This is a genomic window from Herbidospora solisilvae, assembly GCF_009901565.1.
GTDB lineage: Bacteria > Actinomycetota > Actinomycetes > Streptosporangiales > Streptosporangiaceae > Herbidospora > Herbidospora solisilvae.
In genome coordinates this window covers 183,283-197,958 of record NZ_WXEW01000003.1, presented here as the reverse complement: position 1 = coordinate 197,958, position 14,676 = coordinate 183,283, and the positions used below count along the sequence as shown (strand labels likewise).

Below are 14,676 nucleotides of genomic sequence, written 5' to 3'. Positions count from 1 at the left end.
AGAGCCGGACTGACCACCAGGCCCCGCGAAGTCACGAGAGTTGCCCCAGCAGCCACTTCGGCCCCGTCACCAGAGCCCCCTCGGCGCGCACCCGTTCGCGCAGCCCCCGGTCCGCCGTCACCACCAGCACGGTCTCCCAGACCCGGGCCTCCCGGACGACCTCCACGATCGCATCGTCCCCGCTTCCCTCCGCCGCCCGTACGTCGATCAGCCCCTCGGGAACCCTCGCCCCCCGGGCCGCGCCCTCCACCACGACAACGACCTGTGGAAACCGCCGGGTCAGCAACGGCAGGCCCTCGATCGGGGCGATCACCCCGTCGACGGCCAATTCGACCAGTTCGGCCAGCAACCGCGACGTCGCCCCGGCGCGGTCGCGCCACCAGCCGTGTTCCGCCCGTGCGCCGATCACATTGGCCGCGTCGACCACCACAACCAGCGGTTTCAGCATCTCGCTCACCACTGGCCACGTCTCCGCGAATCCCGGGTGCAAACGTCGGCGGGGCAGCTCGGCCAGGGTCACCCAGCGGAGAGCGGTGCTCTCCATGTCGAGGTGGACGGGGAGCTTTTCCACAGCCGTCGCGATCACGGTCTGGTAGGACCAGCCGCCGTGGTCGTCTAGGTACACGCCCCGCACCCGCAGGGCGTCCCGTGAAAGGGCGGTTTCCTCATGTGCCTCACGCAACGCGCCGGTGACCGCGTCCTCGTGGCTGTCGATCGCGCCCCCGGGGAGCCCCCACGTTCCGCCGTGGTGACTCCACAGGGCTCTTTTCTGCATCAGGACGTAGGAGGCTCGCGCCGTGTGGTGCACGGCGAGCAGGCCGGAGGCTCCGTATACGCCCCAGTGCCGGTGACCGCGTCCGCAGTGGGTCCAGCCGTCCCCGTCCTTGGCTGTCATGGGGTCAATGATCGGTTACCAGGCTTCCAACGGAACCACCGCCTTGGTGTCGAAAAGGACGGTCCCGTCGTCGATCCTGACGACCGTCACATGGGTGACCCAGCCCGACGACATCAGGTTCTCCGCCGACTCAAGTGCCAGCTCGGCGAAGTGATATCGGTCGACCGAGGTGTAATCAGGCGCGGGTCTGGTGCTCTTAACCTCATACCGGTCAATCGGCCACACCTGCGGTAGTGGGGTGGAACGGTGCCACTGTTGCATCGCTGAATCTCTCCCTGTCGGACCTGTCATGTTGAGCTGGAGCGCCGACAGAAGTCGACCGTGAGGGCGACGGCTACCGGCTGGTTGTGACGGGCCCGATGGCTGATCGTTATGGACTGGTAAGTCATCCTTCCCGATCCGTCCGGATGGGACGGTTAACGTATGGCTCCTCACCTGCGAACCGCGCTCGTCGCCATTCCACGACATGCGGGAGCGGGCTGTCCATAGCACGGCAATCCACGCCCGCCCCTCCCATGGGAGGGGTGGGCGCTAGGGTGATTTTTCATGATTCGACTCGCTACCACTCTCGCTGTTGCCGTCCTCGCCGTCGCAGGTTGCGCGGGAGACGCGGAGACGGCGGCGCCGGCGACGTCAGAGGCACCGACGGCCGCAGTCCAGGCCAGCCCGACGGAGATCACGGTCCCCGCCGCACCCGAACCCTCCGAAAGCCAGAAGAAGGCCTTCTTCACCGCTTTGGCCTCTGTCGACCCGGCCCTCGCGACCAACCAGGAGAAGGCCCTCACGGTCGGCTCCCAGGTCTGCGAGAAGATCCTCGCCTCGCCCGAAGACCCCATGCAGTTCTCCACGTTCGCCGCCGAGCAGCTCGCGGTGGCGGCTCCGACGGCGGAGGGCTTCGTCGCCGCCGTCGCGGAGTGGTGCAGCCCCGAATAGGAACGTCCCAAGGCGGCGGCCCGCGTTCCGCCGGGCCGCCGATGTGTCAATATCCGCAGGTCCATGGGCTAGCGGTCCCCAACCGGCGGGTGGACGCGACCACACCCGCCGGAGCCGGCCGCCTCCTGGAGGCGGTCGAACTTGTCCGCCGGGAAACGGAACTCTGGTGGACGACCGAGGTCATTCCGTGCCTTCCGGAATCTCGTCCGCGTGCATGCCGCCCTCGCCGGGGGCGCCCGACAGGTAGGCGTGCTGGTGGCCGTAACCCGCTTCGACGTTGAGCTGGTCGAGCTGGGTGGCGGCGACCGACCAGGTCGTGACGGCGAGCGTGCGCTGCCGCGTGGCCAGTTCGATGTAGGGCGCCCGGTCGGCCTCGGGCAGGTTCTGCGCCGCGGCGAGCAGGTCGACGGAGATCGACAGAGCGTTCACCGCGCTCCGGAAGCCGCCTCGGGCGACGTTCGTCTCGGTCATCCCGCTCGGCGTCTCGGAGTGGCGTTCGACCGCTTTGCGAATGGCCTCCTGCCACGCCGGGACGTCGGGCGGACCGGCCTCCGCCATGGCGGGCAGGATCTTGTCCAGTTCCTCGACCGTCAGGCGGGCCTGGTCGGTCAGCGTCTTGATCTGCTCGGCGTCCCGCTTGAGGTCGGAGATCTGCATCTTCTCGACCGAGTCCGGACGTCCGACCAGATAACCGATGCCCACACCCGCGGCCAGCACGACGACAAGCAGAACCACGATGAGGTACGGCTTGCGGGGGGCGGGGGCCGGCGGGGGTACCGGCCGGCGGCTTACCTTGACGGCCATGGGGGTGACGTTACTTCTTCTGCCGACGATCGTCCATCTTTTGCACGTTGAGAATCGAAACCCGGCGGCGGGCCGCGACGACCTGCACCAGCAGACTCACCAGCACCGCCAGCAACACCGCAAGCGTGACCCCCGCCCCGAGCAACGCACCCAACCGCTGGTCACCGGCCCGGTCGGGCACCCAGTCGACGGCGACCAGGGCATACCAGTCCTGGGCCTGCAGCGGCCCGAGCAGCAGCAGCACCCCGACCGCGATCTGCACCGCGATGGCGATCCCGACGAGCTGGATTCTCGTGTACGTGTGCACGGCCCTCGGCAGCGGATCCACACCCGCGACCACGACGAAGAACACCAGCCCCGCCGTGACCTGGACGACGACCATGGCCAGGTGCAGCGCGTGGCTCGACTGCGCCAGCTCGAAGAACCCGAGGACGTAGAGGAAGACCGGCGACGCGACATAGAGCGCCAGCGCGACGGCCGGGTTGGCGAGGAACCTCGGCAGCACCTCCCGCCTTCCGGCGAGCCCGAGAGGCGCACCATAGGCCAGCAGGGCCGGGGCCAGCGTTCCGAGGAGGGCGTATTCGACCGATACGACCGAGAAGACCGCCGAACCGTAGGCGGCCAGACCACCGGTCGAGGCGTAGAGCAGGACCAGGATGCCCGCGAACCAGGCGACGGTCCGCCCGACCGGCCAGACCTGGCGGCGCACGCCGGCCAGGTAGGCGATCACCAGTCCGGCGATGCCGAGCAGGATGATCGGATCGAGCCGGGACTCGGAGAGCAACCGGTCGAACGAGATGGGCGGAAGCACGTAGCCGAGAGCCGCGTTGACGTTGGGAACGTCGGTGGTGGCCGGCGGCGCGGTCCGCGACAACCCGACGGCGAGCGCCATGGTCGCGGTCATGATCGCCACCTCAACGGCCGCCAGCCGCAGGAACGGCCCCCGGGCCTCCACAGCGCCGACCGACAGTCCCTTGGACGACCGACCTCCGGGCACGTCTTGAGCCGACCCGGCAGCGACCGAACGTTCCTGCTTTTCGGCCGCCTGTTCTTCTGGGCCACCTCGCTGAGCTGAGCCCCCAGCGACCGAACGTTCCAACCCCTCGGCCGCCTGTTCTTCTACGTCATCTCGCTGAGCCGAGTCCGCAGCGACCGACCGTTCCGACGCCTCGGCACCGTCGCCCGCCTGCCCCGCTACGGCTTCCCGCTGAGCTGACCCTGCGGCAAGCGCCCCTTCCTGCCTCTCGGCCGCCTGCCCTTCCACCGGCTCATCTCGTGACGGCCGCTCTTCGGCCGCGCCCTCCGGCGAAGCCGCCGTGCCCGCCTCCAAGCGGGCGATCGTCACCTTCCGGTGCCGCCAGCCGAACCAGCCCAGCAGCGCCAGAGCCGCGATCTTGGCGAGCACCAGCAGCCCGTACCGGGACTCGAACAACGTCGTCAGCCCGCCCAGCCGGACCCAAGCGTTGATCAGCCCCGACGCGCCCACCGCCGCGTAGGCGCACAGCGCCACCGCGCTGAAGCGGCGCACCCCCCACACCAGGTCGCGGTCGCGCCGGACCAGGGTCAGCACGCCGTACAGGCCGCCGACCCAGATCGCGGCGGCGGCGATGTGCAGCATCAGGCTCGACACCGCGAGGTTGTGGTCGGCGGCCGAGGCCGAATGTCCGACATACGCGGGTGGCAGGGCGGCGAAGACGGCCGCGCCCAGGAGCACCGGTTCGGCGCCGCGGAGCATCGCGCAGACCGCGATCACGAGGGCGATCATGGCCACGAGCAGGAACGCCTGGCCCTGCGGGATGTAGAGGACGAACGTCTGGAGCACCCCGGCGCCCAGGGCCTCGTGGACCGGCAGGCCCAGGAAGTCCGACAGCGTCAGCGCGATCGTGGCGAGCGCGGTCAGCGCCCAGCCGGAGGCCCACCACACGACCTGCCGTCGGGCCGCGGTGCGGATGGCCTCGTCGCGGGTGAAGGCGACCGACGTCAGCAGCAGGCCGACCGTCGCAACACCGCAGACGTCGTGTAGCAGCCTGACGAACGGGAGCCCCCATTCGGTCAGGAGGCCGGGTGAGGGCAGCCCTTCGACGAGCGCGGCGGGACGCCCGCCGCCGTACCAGAGGACCGCGAACAGGACCGTGACCGCCGCGACGACGGTGACGGCCACCTGGGCACGTGGGGGAAACCTCATATCCAGCCTTCCGGGGGTAAAGCCGGTGAGAGCACTACCGAGTGATGGGATGGAACCGATCGAGGCGGGTCAGTCGCCCTTGCCCGGTTTCCGACGGGTCGCCATGACCACGGCCGCCACCGCGACCACGCCCACGCCGATCGCCAGGATCAGGAACCCGCCGCCGCCCCCGGAGTCGGCGTCTTCCGTGCTGCTCTGTGGGGCGGCGTCCACCGGCGGCGGCGTGGAGGCCACGACGGGGGTCGGTTCCGGAGAAGCGGAAGGCGAGGCGGCGCCGGCCGTCTCGGACGGTTCGGGCGTCGGCGTGTCCGGGGCGGTCACCGTGAACGGCACCTCACCCGTTCGCGGGTGCCCGTCGGAGGAGACGATCCGGTAGGCGATGACGTATTTCCCGGCCGGCAGCGGCCCCGACACGGCCTGGATCACCTTGTGGCCGTCGCGCTCGGCCTCGCCCCACGCGTAGTTCCTGTCGTCGGGGCCGTTGACGACCACCTTCGGGAACCGCACCGCGTTGCTGAACTCCAGCACCACCTCGGTCAGGCTCTCGACCTTGGCGTTCTCCTTCGGGTTGCTGGATTTCAGCACGTCGTGCGCCTGCGCCGCCGAAGCGGGCCAGAGCGTGGCGGTCGCCAGCAGGATGAGGGCCGCCGTTCTGCGGAAAAGCATGAGAAAACTCCGTCCGGTGGAGTCAGGTCACCATTCGACCGGCAACGAGTCGAGGCCGTAGACGATCGCGACCTGGCGGTACGCGGGTTCGCCTGCGAGTCTCAGGCCGGGGAACCGCCGCAGCAGGGCGGGGTAGGCGACACGCATTTCCATCCGCGCCAACGGGGCGCCGATGCATCGGTGGACGCCGTGACCGAAGGCCAGGTGGGACTTGAGCTCCCGGCGGTTCGGGTCGGCGGTGTCCATGTCCTCGCCGAGGATCGCGTCGCGGTTGGCCGCCGAGAGCGAGCAGAGCACCATCTCGCCCTTCGCGATCGGCTGGCCCGCGAGTTCGAGATCTTCCCGGGCGAACCTCGGGAACGCGACCTGGACGACGGTCATGTAACGCAACAGCTCTTCGACGACCTTGTCGATGTGGTCGTCGGTGTCGCGTACGAGAGCGAGGAACTCGGGGTTCTCCAGCAACCAGAGGGTGCCGAGGGCGAGCATGCTGGTGGTCGTGTCGTGGCCGCCGGTCAGCAGGCCGTCGGCGAGACTGGCCAGCTCACGGTCGGTGACGTCGTCTCCGTGTTCCCGCAGCAGCGCTCCGAGCAGACCCTCGCCGGGCGAGCGACGTTCGCGCGCGACCAGCTCGGTCAGGTAGGCCATCGAGTCGTTGATGGCCTGGAGCGAGGCCTCCGGCCCGGCGGAGAAGTCGAACCGGTCGGTCGAGAAGCGCAGGAAGTCGGCGCGGTCCTCGTAGGGGACGCCGAGCAGTTCGCAGACCACGAGCGACGGGATCGGCAGCGCGAACGACGACACCAGGTCGGCCGGGGCGCCTTCCTTCTCCACCAGGTCGAGCTGCTCGTTGACGATGGCGGTGATGCGGGGTTCGAGCCGCCGCAGCCGGTGCATGGTGAACTCCGGCGTGAGCATGCGGCGCAGCCGCGTGTGCTCGGGCGGGTCGCGGAAGCCCAGGCCACCGGGGTCGTCCTGATTCGACCCCATGCCGGTGATGTTGCCGAAGTCGTTGCTGAACCGCGCGGTGTCACCGAGCACGGCCCGCACGTCTTCGTACCGGGTCACCAGCCAGACCGTGGAGCCGCCCGGAATGGTCAGCGGATGGACGGCGCGTTCGGCACGGATCTGGGACAGCTCGGCTATGGGATCCATCCGGTCGCGCAGGAATTGCACAAGCGGAAACTCGGAATCGGACATTACAGATGGTTCCTCATCGTCATGGGTGGAAGGAGCGTTCGGCCTCAACGAGGCGGGCCGCGCCCTTCGACAGGATGACGAGAGGTGCTCTGCACGACAACCGGCTCGACCAGCACGGGGACTGCTGTCACCGAAAGAGGTCGCGGCAGCGACATGATCGGGACAATCCGGCCGGCGAGCCGGCGCAGCAGCGTCCAGAACAGTTCTTCACCCCGGCCGAGCCACCAGCCGGTGACGACGACCGCCCAGACGTGCAGGACGATCATGCTCAGGCTGGGCAGGTGCAGGTGCCCGGCGAGCCGCTCGGGCGAGGAGACGTGGAGGACGGAGAAGAGCAGGTGCAGCAGCACCTGCATGGCGCCCAGCAGCGGCATGATCTCGGCTGCCGTTCGTTCGCGTGCGGTCAGCGGGAAGGCGGCGACCAGAGCGAGGGCGAACGCGGCGGACAACCCGGGAGCGGTGACCGACCCGCCGGCGAAGGTGTGGGCGACGGCGGCAAGCCCCGAACAGACCACGGCGAAGACCGTGGCACGGGCGAGACGAAAGGGCAGCGCCGCAGACATAGCCCCGCAATCATCGCACGTGCACCACCTGTTCGGCTGCCCTGCCTGATCAAACAAACCTGAGGACACCAGGCTCGGAGAGGTGCCGCGATCCCGCCGGGGCCGGTCTGCGCGGGGATCGCTGACCACCGGGCCCTACAACCCTCACGCGCCCGGCTGGACCGCCACCGCGTCGAAGGCCGCGATCGAGCGGGCGAAGTCGGCGGGCGCCGACAGGGTGGCGCCGAGCCGGGGGTCGTAGGCGGTCAGCCCGGTCGCGCGCTCGACGATCTCGGCGACCTCGCGCAGCGGCGTCGTGATCTCATCGGTGGGCGGGCAGGGCAGGGTGACGCTCCACCGGCCCAGGTAGCAGGTCACCATGAGGCCGCTGGACAACTGGGTGACCTCGCAGTTCAGCAGGTCTTCCGACACCACGCCGAGCACGTCGCGCACCGCGACGGCGACGGTCGACCAGACCGCGTAGTCGACCGTCTCAGGGGCCTTCTCCTCCAGCGCCTCGTAGGCGTCGTGCCAGGTCTGGCCGGGCTCGCGACGCAGGAAGCTGATGCCGTAGCTCATGCGAACACGTTATCGACCGGCACCGACAAAACCCGGGCTCACCTGTGGAGCAGGCCGAACGCTCCCCGGACGATCGCCAGGACCTGGGTCGCCGCGGCGACCTCGGGGAGGGCCTTCTTCTCGTCGGCGGCCTGGACCACCACGACTCCGATCTTGTTCTGGTCGGACCGGGCCAGGAAGCCGAGCGTCAGCACGCCGGGCTCGGAGCCGCCCTTGAACCACACCGTGGGCCAGGTCTTCTGGTCGAGCCCGAGCCCCGCGTCGTTGGCGCCCATGATCTCGTTGAGTTCGGGACCGCCGAAGCCGTGCAGGTTGACCAGGGCGCGGCACATGTCGGCAGGGCTGCCGAACCACTCGATCGTGGTGACCTGGCGGGGGGTCGTCCAGGCGGTGACGTCGCTGTTGGGGACCTTGTCCACGACGTCTTCCAGGTAGGCGCGGCGGTCGGGGGCCGCAAGGAAGCCCTCGGCGTACTTGGGGTAGTCGGCGCCCTTCAGGACGAACAGTTCGCGGGTGGTCAGCAGAGGGATGTTCTTGTCGGCGTTGGACGACCACGCGCGGATCACGGCTTCCACGGCCGGTTTGCCGACGCGGTCGATCAGCAGGTCGGTGGCGGTGTTGTCGCTGATGGAGATCATCAGCTCGGCGGCCTCCTTGACCGGGACCTTCGTTCCGTCGGGACGGTTCTGCAACTCGCCACTCGGCAGGCTCTTCTTCGCGCCGGTGACGGTCAGCCGGTCGGTCCAGGACAGGCGGCCGGCTTTGACCTCCTGGGCGACGGCGCCCAGGACGTACAACTTGAACATCGAACCCAGTGGACGGGCCCGGTTCGGTTCGACGCCGTGGACGGGTTTGCAGTCCTGACCCGCGGCGAGGAAGCCCGACGGGGCCACGGTCGCGAGGCGCTCGTCGATGTCGCCCCAGGTCGCCGGGGTGGGCGCGTCGGCCGGGGAGACGAGCAGGCCGGCGATCTTCCCCGACGGGTCGACGGCCATGCTCAGTTTCGCCTGGTTGCCGCCCGACTCGACCAGCGCGACGAGGTCGGTCTCGGTGGCCCGCTGGATCTCGACCAGCCGCAGGCCCTTGAGCTGGGCGCTGACCTCGTTGATCTGCTCGGCGGGCACCTGCTCGATGAACGACGGCGCGAAGTTCTCCTCGATCTGGCCGGCCGGGATGGGCAGCGACGACAGGGCGCCCAGATACCACGACAACTTGTCGCCCACGGGAGTCGAGGGCACGGGCACCCCGGTGTACGCCCCCGACGTGATCGGACTCGGGGCAGGTGCGGCCTGCTCGGCCGTCGCGCACGCGCTGAGCAGCAGCGTGAGTGGAAGCATGAGTCGTGCGAGCCTCACGGCGTCTCCCCCAGTCGATGAGCCGGTGCCGTTCTCGGATACCCGCGACGGCGGAGGTCACCCGTATCCCGCACATGACGAATCCCTGGCCGGCGAGACCGCTGACCAGGGATTCGGACGATCGGTGACTAGTCGGTGCCCGCCTCCATCGCCGCCGCGTCGAGCAGCGCGTCGTCTTCGGAGACCTCGCCGCGCGAGGCGATGGCCTCGGCGCCGCCCTCGGGCATCGCGCCGATCAGCTCGGTCGGCGCGGCCTGCAGGGCGATCAGGTCGCCGTGGGCGCTGCCGACCATGCCGAGACCGGCGTACTGCTCCAGCTTGGCGCGGGAGTCGGCGATGTCGAGGTTGCGCATGGTGAGCTGGCCGATGCGGTCGAGCGGGCCGAACGCGGAGTCCTCGGTGCGCTCCATGGACAGCTTGTCGGGGTGGTAGCTGAACGACGGGCCGGTGGTGTCGAGGATCGAGTAGTCCTCACCCCGGCGCAGCCGCAGCGTGACCTGGCCCGTGACGGCCGTGCCGACCCAGCGCTGGAGCGCCTCGCGGAGCATGAGCGCCTGGGGGTCGAGCCAGCGGCCCTCGTACATGAGCCGGCCGAGACGGCGGCCCTCGTTGTGGTAGCTGACCAGCGTGTCTTCATTGTGGATCGCGTTGACGAGGCGCTCGTAGGCGGCGTGCAGCAGCGCCATGCCGGGGGCTTCGTAGATGCCCCGCGACTTGGCCTCGATGACGCGGTTCTCGATCTGGTCGGACATGCCCATGCCGTGGCGGCCGCCGATGGCGTTGGCCTCCAGCACCAGGTCGACCGGCGAGGCGAACTCCTTGCCGTTGATCGTGACCGGCCGGCCCTGCTCGAAGCCGATGGTCACGTCTTCGGGCACGATCTCGACCTGCGGGTCCCAGAACCGCACACCCATGATGGGCTCGACGATCTCGATGCCGGTGTCGAGGTGCTCCAGCGACTTGGCCTCGTGGGTGGCGCCCCAGATGTTGGCGTCGGTCGAGTAGGCCTTCTCGCTGCTGTGGCGGTAGGGCAGGTCACGCGCGAGCAGCCACTCGGACATCTCCTTGCGCCCGCCGAGCTCGTGGACGAAGTCGGCGTCGAGCCACGGCTTGTAGATGCGCAGCGACGGGTTGGCCAGCAGGCCGTAGCGGTAGAACCGCTCGATGTCGTTGCCCTTGTAGGTCGACCCGTCGCCCCAGATCTGGACGCCGTCGTCGAGCATCGCCCGTACGAGAAGGGTGCCGGTCACCGCCCGCCCGAGCGGCGTGGTGTTGAAATAGGTGCGGCCACCGGACCGGATGTGGAAGGCCCCGCAGGCCAGCGCCGCGAGCCCCTCTTCGACCAGGGTCGCCCGGCAGTCGACCAGCCGCGCGATCTCCGCGCCGTATTCCTGGGCCCGCCCGGGCACCGAGGCGATGTCGGGCTCGTCGTACTGCCCGAGTTCCGCCGTGTACGTGCACGGGATGGCCCCTCGCTCGCGCATCCACGCGACCGCGACGGAGGTGTCGAGGCCACCGGAGAAGGCGATCCCGACTCGTTCACCGACAGGGAGGGAATTCAGCACCTTGGACACAAGCAGAACTATACACACCCATGCATGACCATGCAATCAAGCCGCCGACCAGCGGGCGACATGTGTCGCTGATCAAGTTGCAGATCGTGCGACAAAAGATGCAACATGAGGTGTGGCATCCCAGCGGGCACCCGTCCCCCTGTCAGAGCTCGACCGGCACTTCCTGGAGGCCATCCGCACTCCCGGGAGTCCGGAGAACCTGGCCGTCCAGCAGTTGGCGGGCGCCACTCTCGGCCCCGACACGTCCACCGCGACGGCCCTGCGCACCCTCGTCGACGTGGCCAGGAAAGCGGTTCTGAACGAGGTGATGGTGACCGGATACGCCGCCCTCGCCGCCGCCCAGACCGAAGAAGACCACGCTCACCGCCGCGCCGCCCGCCGACGGACCGCCGAGGTCTCCCGCGACTCATGACCACCAACGCCGCATACCCCTTGCGGGGCCGGGTCTACATGGCCGACCTGGGCGAAGACTACGGCGAGAAGCCCTACGTCATCGTCAGCAACAACGCCCGGAACAGGGCGCTCCCCAGCTATCTGGCCGTCCGGGTCACCACGTCGGCCAAACCGCCGCTTCCGAGCATCGTGGAACTGACTCCAGAAGATCCGTTGGCCGGCCGTGTGCTCTGCGACGACATCGTGATCCTCTTCGAGGAGGATCTCCAGCGAGATCTGGGCGGGCTGAGCCTCCACACGATGTTGCGCGTAAACCAAGGCCTGAGACACGCGCTGGCCCTCTGATCATGCGAATTCGGGTGGGCCTGGGTAGGCAGTCCTCATGGGACTCGACTCCGGGCGGCCGCACGTCATCGGCCTCGTGGCGCATCCGCGTAATCCCGTCGCCGGTTCCGTCGCGCTGATCAGGGAGTTCGCGTCGGCTCGGGGGGCGACGCTGATCGCGCTGGAGGCCGACGCCGCCCGGCTTGGGGGCGATGTGCGGCCCGTCTCCGCCGTCGAGTTCGCCGAGCAGGCCACCGCCGTCGTCAGCCTCGGGGGCGACGGGACGATGCTGGGGGCGATGCGGCTGGTGGTGGGGCGCGGAACGCCGGTGCTGGGGGTCAACCACGGCAACCTCGGGTTCCTCGTCGAGGTCTCACCCGCCGAGCTTCCGGCCGCGCTCGACCGGCTGACCAGGGGCGAGTTCATGCTGGAGCCGCACAGTTGCCTGATGGTCGACGGCGTGGTGGCGTTCAACGACGCGGTCGTGACGGGGGCGCGTCAGTGGGCGACGGTCAACGTCGACCTCTCGGTCCACGGGATCCAGCACGGCTACTACCGGTGCGACGCCGTCGTGGCCTGCACGCCGACCGGGTCGACCGCCTACAACTACGCCGCGGGCGGGCCGGTGTTGTCTCCCTCGGTGCCGGCGCTGGCGCTGACGCCGGTCGCGCCGATGACGGGCATCGACCGGACGGTCGTCTTCGGGTCCGACGACGAGATGCGGCTGACCAATCGGTCGGAGCAGCCGGCCCGGGTGCTGCTCGACGGCGTGCACACCCGGGATCTCGGCCCGGCCGACGGGATGGGGGTGCGGCTGCGCGCGGACGCGGTGAACCTGGTGCGGTTCGACGCCGCGGCGCACGCCCAGCGGACGCGGGTCAAGCTGAGCCTGCTCGACCTGCCGCTGCGGCCCGACCAGCTGCTCGAACTCGTGCCGGAGGAGCTGAGAGAACGGGCTCAGCGCCTGCGCAGCAGGTAGGTGTCCATGATCCAGCCCTTGCGCTCCCTGGCCTCGGCGCGCAGTTCCCTGATCTTGGGGGCGACTTCGGCGACCGGGCCCGCGACCAGGATCTCGTCGGGGGTGCCGAGGTAGGCGCCCCAGTAGATGTCGAAGTCGTCGAGGCCCTCGAAGGCGAGGCGGGCGTCGAGCATGACGACCATGTCGTCGGCGCTCGGGCCCTCGTCGGCGAGGCGGCGGCCGGTGGTCAGGTGGACGGGGCGGGCGACCCGCGTCAGGCCGATGCGGTGGCGGGCGGTCAGGGCGGCGACCGCGCTGATGCCGGGGATGACCTCCACGTCGATGCCGGCCGGGAGGCCTTCGAGGGCGGCGAGCGTGCTGTCGTACACGCCCGGATCTCCCCAGATCAGGAACGCCCCGGTCTGGCCCTCGCCGAGGGCGTCGTCGATCATGCGGTGGTAGAGGACACCCCGGCGTTCGCGCCAGTCTTCGACCGCCTCGGCGTAGGCGGCGGCGGTGCGGTCGCGTTCGGGGTCGGCGGCGGTGACGATCCGGTGGGGGTCGCGCGCGTGCGTCTTGATCATCTGGTGGCGCAGATCGGTCAGGTCGCGCTTCTCCGCACCCTTGTCGACGATGAAGAAGACGTCGGTGGCCGCGATGGCCTTGACGGCCTGGAGGGTGAGATGGTCCGGGTCTCCGGCGCCGATCCCGATGAGGAGGAGGCGTTTCACACAGACGAGTGTGTCACCGGGTCGCGGCGGCGATCACCCGGGTCAGCGCCTTGTGCAGGTCCTGCAGCTCGGCGACGTCCATGCCGAGCCGTTCGACGATCGTGGCGGGGATCTTCTCGGCCTGGGCGCGGAGCGCGCGGCCGTCGTCGGTGAGGGTCACCGCGAGGGAGCGCTCGTCGGCGGTGCCGCGCCGCCGCTCGACGAGGCCGGCCGCCTCCAGCCTCTTGAGCAGCGGCGACAGCGTGGCCGGCTCCAGTTGCAGCAGGCCGGCGAGGTCTTTGACCGACAGCGGCGCCCGCTCCCACAACGCCAGCATGACCAGGTATTGCGGGTGGGTGAGGCCCATCGGCTCCAGCACCGGCCGGTAGAGCGCGATCACCGACCGGGAGGCGACGGCGAGGGCGAAGCAGACCTGGTTCTCCAGAGACAGCGGATCCATTTCGTCGCCCCCTAATAGTTAGTACACTAAATGTTAGTGCACTACCCGACCGAGGATGGCCTTGATGCGAAAGCCCCTGGAAGAGCGGATCGCCGAGCGGCAGGCGAAGCGCCCGCCGCTCAAGGACGACAAGACCTTCGAACACGGCCCGGCGAAGTGGCTGTTCGTCGCCTTCATGGTGTTCGTGGTGCTGATCCACCTGGTCGGCCTCGTCATCGTGATGGCGATGGAGACCTGATCAGCCCTGCGCCGGGATCCATCCCATGCCGACCGACAGGATGACGAACACCCCGAGCACGATCCGGTAGATCACGAACGGGGTGAACCGGTGGGTGCTGATGTAGCGCAGGAACCACGCCACCGCCGCGTAGCCCACGAAGAACGAGATCACCGTGGCCAGGATCGTCGGCCCCCACGCGGGCGCCTGACCCTCGCCGATCTCGAACAGCTCCAGCCCGCCCGACGCCAGCACGGCCGGGATGGCCAGCAGGAACGAGTACTTGGCCGCGTCTTCACGCCGGTAGCCGAGCAGCAGGCCCGCGGTCACCGTGCCGCCCGAGCGGGACACGCCGGGGATCAGCGCCAGCGACTGGGCGAAGCCGTAGCCGAGGGCGTGCTTGAAGTTGAGGTGGGTCTGCAACGACAGCGTGTTGCGCGCGGTGTGGTCGGCCCACCAGAGGATGAGCGCGAAGACGATCAGGGTGACGCCCACGATGCGCAGGTCGCGGAAGACCGTCTCGATCTGGTCTTTCAGCACCAGGCCGAGGACCGCGATGGGCAGGGTGCCGACGATGATGTACCACCCCATGCGGGCGGCCCAGTTGTCGCGCAGCTCCTTGTTGAACAACGAGCGCGTCCAGGTGGAGATGATCTCCCAGAGCTCTTTCCGGAAGTAGATCAGCACGGCGGCCTCGGTGCCGAGCTGGATCACCGCCGTGAACGCCGCTCCCGGGTCGGGCCAGCCGGCGAAGGCCGACACCACGCGGATGTGGGCGCTGGAAGAGATCGGCAGGAACTCGGTGAGCCCTTGGATCAGCCCGAGAATGACCGCTTCGAACCAGCCGATCACGACCGCACCTTTCCTCTATTCAAGTGGTGGAG

General features: G+C 69.3%; 18 protein-coding genes. 5 read left to right on the top strand and 13 right to left on the bottom strand.

The window, feature by feature from the left end:
* Nucleotides 1–31 precede the first annotated feature (31 nt).
* Both GT755_RS10580 and GT755_RS10575 read right to left on the bottom strand, forming a co-directional pair.
* Complete coding sequence (locus GT755_RS10580; RefSeq protein ID WP_161479552.1) at nucleotides 32–895, bottom strand: NUDIX hydrolase; 864 nt, start codon at nucleotides 893–895, stop codon at nucleotides 32–34.
* A 15-nt stretch (nucleotides 896–910) separates the two neighbouring features.
* Nucleotides 911–1,156, bottom strand: a complete 246-nt coding sequence (locus GT755_RS10575) for a hypothetical protein (RefSeq protein WP_161479551.1) — start codon at nucleotides 1,154–1,156, stop codon at nucleotides 911–913.
* A gap of 285 nt (nucleotides 1,157–1,441) precedes the next feature.
* On the opposite strand from GT755_RS10575, the gene GT755_RS10570 reads away from it, so the two are divergent.
* On the top strand, nucleotides 1,442–1,828 hold the full coding sequence (locus GT755_RS10570; protein ID WP_030455276.1) for a hypothetical protein: 387 nt from the start codon (nucleotides 1,442–1,444) through the stop codon (nucleotides 1,826–1,828).
* Nucleotides 1,829–2,008: 180 nt separating this feature from the next.
* Here the strand turns inward: GT755_RS10570 and GT755_RS10565 are convergent, their stop codons facing one another.
* The 8 genes from GT755_RS10565 to argG all read right to left on the bottom strand — a co-directional run bounded on the left by GT755_RS10565 (nucleotide 2,009) and on the right by argG (nucleotide 10,730).
* Entirely contained in the window at nucleotides 2,009–2,632 is a 624-nt protein-coding gene (locus tag GT755_RS10565; RefSeq protein ID WP_161479550.1) for a hypothetical protein, read from the bottom strand.
* A 10-nt stretch (nucleotides 2,633–2,642) separates the two neighbouring features.
* Nucleotides 2,643–4,817: a cytochrome c oxidase assembly protein gene (locus GT755_RS10560; protein WP_161479549.1), complete on the bottom strand. Its 2,175-nt coding sequence runs from the start codon at nucleotides 4,815–4,817 to the stop codon at nucleotides 2,643–2,645.
* A 69-nt stretch (nucleotides 4,818–4,886) separates the two neighbouring features.
* Nucleotides 4,887–5,483: a copper resistance CopC family protein gene (locus tag GT755_RS10555; RefSeq protein ID WP_161479548.1), complete on the bottom strand. Its 597-nt coding sequence runs from the start codon at nucleotides 5,481–5,483 to the stop codon at nucleotides 4,887–4,889.
* 27 nt (nucleotides 5,484–5,510) lie between these two features.
* Nucleotides 5,511–6,656 carry a cytochrome P450 gene (locus tag GT755_RS10550; protein WP_328794283.1) on the bottom strand — a complete coding sequence of 382 codons (1,146 nt, stop codon included), beginning with the start codon at nucleotides 6,654–6,656 and terminating at the stop codon, nucleotides 5,511–5,513.
* A 68-nt stretch (nucleotides 6,657–6,724) separates the two neighbouring features.
* The gene (locus GT755_RS10545; protein WP_161479546.1) at nucleotides 6,725–7,243 is read right to left on the bottom strand and encodes an MFS transporter; all 519 of its coding nucleotides are present in this window, start codon (nucleotides 7,241–7,243) and stop codon (nucleotides 6,725–6,727) included.
* A 144-nt stretch (nucleotides 7,244–7,387) separates the two neighbouring features.
* The gene (locus tag GT755_RS10540) at nucleotides 7,388–7,801 is read right to left on the bottom strand and encodes a hypothetical protein (RefSeq protein WP_161479545.1); all 414 of its coding nucleotides are present in this window, start codon (nucleotides 7,799–7,801) and stop codon (nucleotides 7,388–7,390) included.
* 38 nt (nucleotides 7,802–7,839) lie between these two features.
* A complete protein-coding gene (locus GT755_RS10535) occupies nucleotides 7,840–9,156 on the bottom strand; it encodes a serine hydrolase (protein ID WP_161479544.1) in 1,317 nt (438 codons plus the stop codon).
* Between the two features lie 128 nt (nucleotides 9,157–9,284).
* Nucleotides 9,285–10,730 carry an argininosuccinate synthase gene (gene argG, locus GT755_RS10530; RefSeq protein ID WP_161479543.1) on the bottom strand — a complete coding sequence of 482 codons (1,446 nt, stop codon included), beginning with the start codon at nucleotides 10,728–10,730 and terminating at the stop codon, nucleotides 9,285–9,287.
* A 112-nt stretch (nucleotides 10,731–10,842) separates the two neighbouring features.
* Between argG and GT755_RS10525 the strand changes: the two genes are divergently transcribed.
* From GT755_RS10525 to GT755_RS10515, 3 genes are read left to right on the top strand one after another with little or no spacing between them, the layout of a single operon-like run.
* Nucleotides 10,843–11,142, top strand: a complete 300-nt coding sequence (locus GT755_RS10525) for a hypothetical protein (RefSeq protein ID WP_161479542.1) — start codon at nucleotides 10,843–10,845, stop codon at nucleotides 11,140–11,142.
* A complete protein-coding gene (locus tag GT755_RS10520) occupies nucleotides 11,139–11,468 on the top strand; it encodes a type II toxin-antitoxin system PemK/MazF family toxin (RefSeq protein WP_161479541.1) in 330 nt (109 codons plus the stop codon). Before GT755_RS10525 ends, GT755_RS10520 begins: the two co-directional genes overlap by 4 nt.
* Before the next feature lie 37 nt (nucleotides 11,469–11,505).
* Nucleotides 11,506–12,426, top strand: coding sequence for an NAD(+)/NADH kinase (locus tag GT755_RS10515; protein ID WP_161479540.1), 921 nt, complete (start codon nucleotides 11,506–11,508; stop codon nucleotides 12,424–12,426).
* Here GT755_RS10515 and cobF read toward each other — a convergent pair.
* Both cobF and GT755_RS10505 read right to left on the bottom strand, forming a co-directional pair.
* Nucleotides 12,405–13,136 (bottom strand): precorrin-6A synthase (deacetylating), encoded by a 732-nt coding sequence (gene cobF / locus GT755_RS10510; protein ID WP_161479539.1) that lies wholly within the window; start codon nucleotides 13,134–13,136, stop codon nucleotides 12,405–12,407. The two genes, GT755_RS10515 and cobF, sit on opposite strands and share 22 nt — an antisense overlap.
* 13 nt (nucleotides 13,137–13,149) lie before the next feature.
* Nucleotides 13,150–13,575: a MarR family winged helix-turn-helix transcriptional regulator gene (locus tag GT755_RS10505; protein ID WP_161479538.1), complete on the bottom strand. Its 426-nt coding sequence runs from the start codon at nucleotides 13,573–13,575 to the stop codon at nucleotides 13,150–13,152.
* Between the two features lie 64 nt (nucleotides 13,576–13,639).
* Here GT755_RS10505 and GT755_RS38530 point away from each other — a divergent pair, with 64 nt between their 5' ends.
* Entirely contained in the window at nucleotides 13,640–13,813 is a 174-nt protein-coding gene (locus GT755_RS38530) for a hypothetical protein (RefSeq protein WP_197038844.1), read from the top strand.
* On the opposite strand, the gene GT755_RS10500 is transcribed toward GT755_RS38530, so the two are convergent.
* Nucleotides 13,814–14,644 carry an undecaprenyl-diphosphate phosphatase gene (locus tag GT755_RS10500; protein WP_161479537.1) on the bottom strand — a complete coding sequence of 277 codons (831 nt, stop codon included), beginning with the start codon at nucleotides 14,642–14,644 and terminating at the stop codon, nucleotides 13,814–13,816. It abuts the gene before it with no gap.
* Nucleotides 14,645–14,676 lie beyond the last annotated feature (32 nt).

Bases quoted from the DNA above. Each gene is read 5' to 3' on its own strand.
- GT755_RS10580 (WP_161479552.1), bottom strand. From the start codon at position 895: ATGACAGCCAAGGACGGGGACGGCTGGACCCACTGCGGACGCGGTCAC.
- GT755_RS10575 (WP_161479551.1), bottom strand. From the start codon at position 1,156: ATGCAACAGTGGCACCGTTCCACCCCACTACCGCAGGTGTGGCCGATT.
- GT755_RS10570 (WP_030455276.1), top strand. From the start codon at position 1,442: ATGATTCGACTCGCTACCACTCTCGCTGTTGCCGTCCTCGCCGTCGCA.
- GT755_RS10565 (WP_161479550.1), bottom strand. From the start codon at position 2,632: ATGGCCGTCAAGGTAAGCCGCCGGCCGGTACCCCCGCCGGCCCCCGCC.
- GT755_RS10560 (WP_161479549.1), bottom strand. From the start codon at position 4,817: ATGAGGTTTCCCCCACGTGCCCAGGTGGCCGTCACCGTCGTCGCGGCG.
- GT755_RS10555 (WP_161479548.1), bottom strand. From the start codon at position 5,483: ATGCTTTTCCGCAGAACGGCGGCCCTCATCCTGCTGGCGACCGCCACG.
- GT755_RS10545 (WP_161479546.1), bottom strand. From the start codon at position 7,243: ATGTCTGCGGCGCTGCCCTTTCGTCTCGCCCGTGCCACGGTCTTCGCC.
- GT755_RS10540 (WP_161479545.1), bottom strand. From the start codon at position 7,801: ATGAGCTACGGCATCAGCTTCCTGCGTCGCGAGCCCGGCCAGACCTGG.
- GT755_RS10520 (WP_161479541.1), top strand. From the start codon at position 11,139: ATGACCACCAACGCCGCATACCCCTTGCGGGGCCGGGTCTACATGGCC.
- GT755_RS10515 (WP_161479540.1), top strand. From the start codon at position 11,506: ATGGGACTCGACTCCGGGCGGCCGCACGTCATCGGCCTCGTGGCGCAT.
- GT755_RS10505 (WP_161479538.1), bottom strand. From the start codon at position 13,575: ATGGATCCGCTGTCTCTGGAGAACCAGGTCTGCTTCGCCCTCGCCGTC.
- GT755_RS38530 (WP_197038844.1), top strand. From the start codon at position 13,640: ATGCGAAAGCCCCTGGAAGAGCGGATCGCCGAGCGGCAGGCGAAGCGC.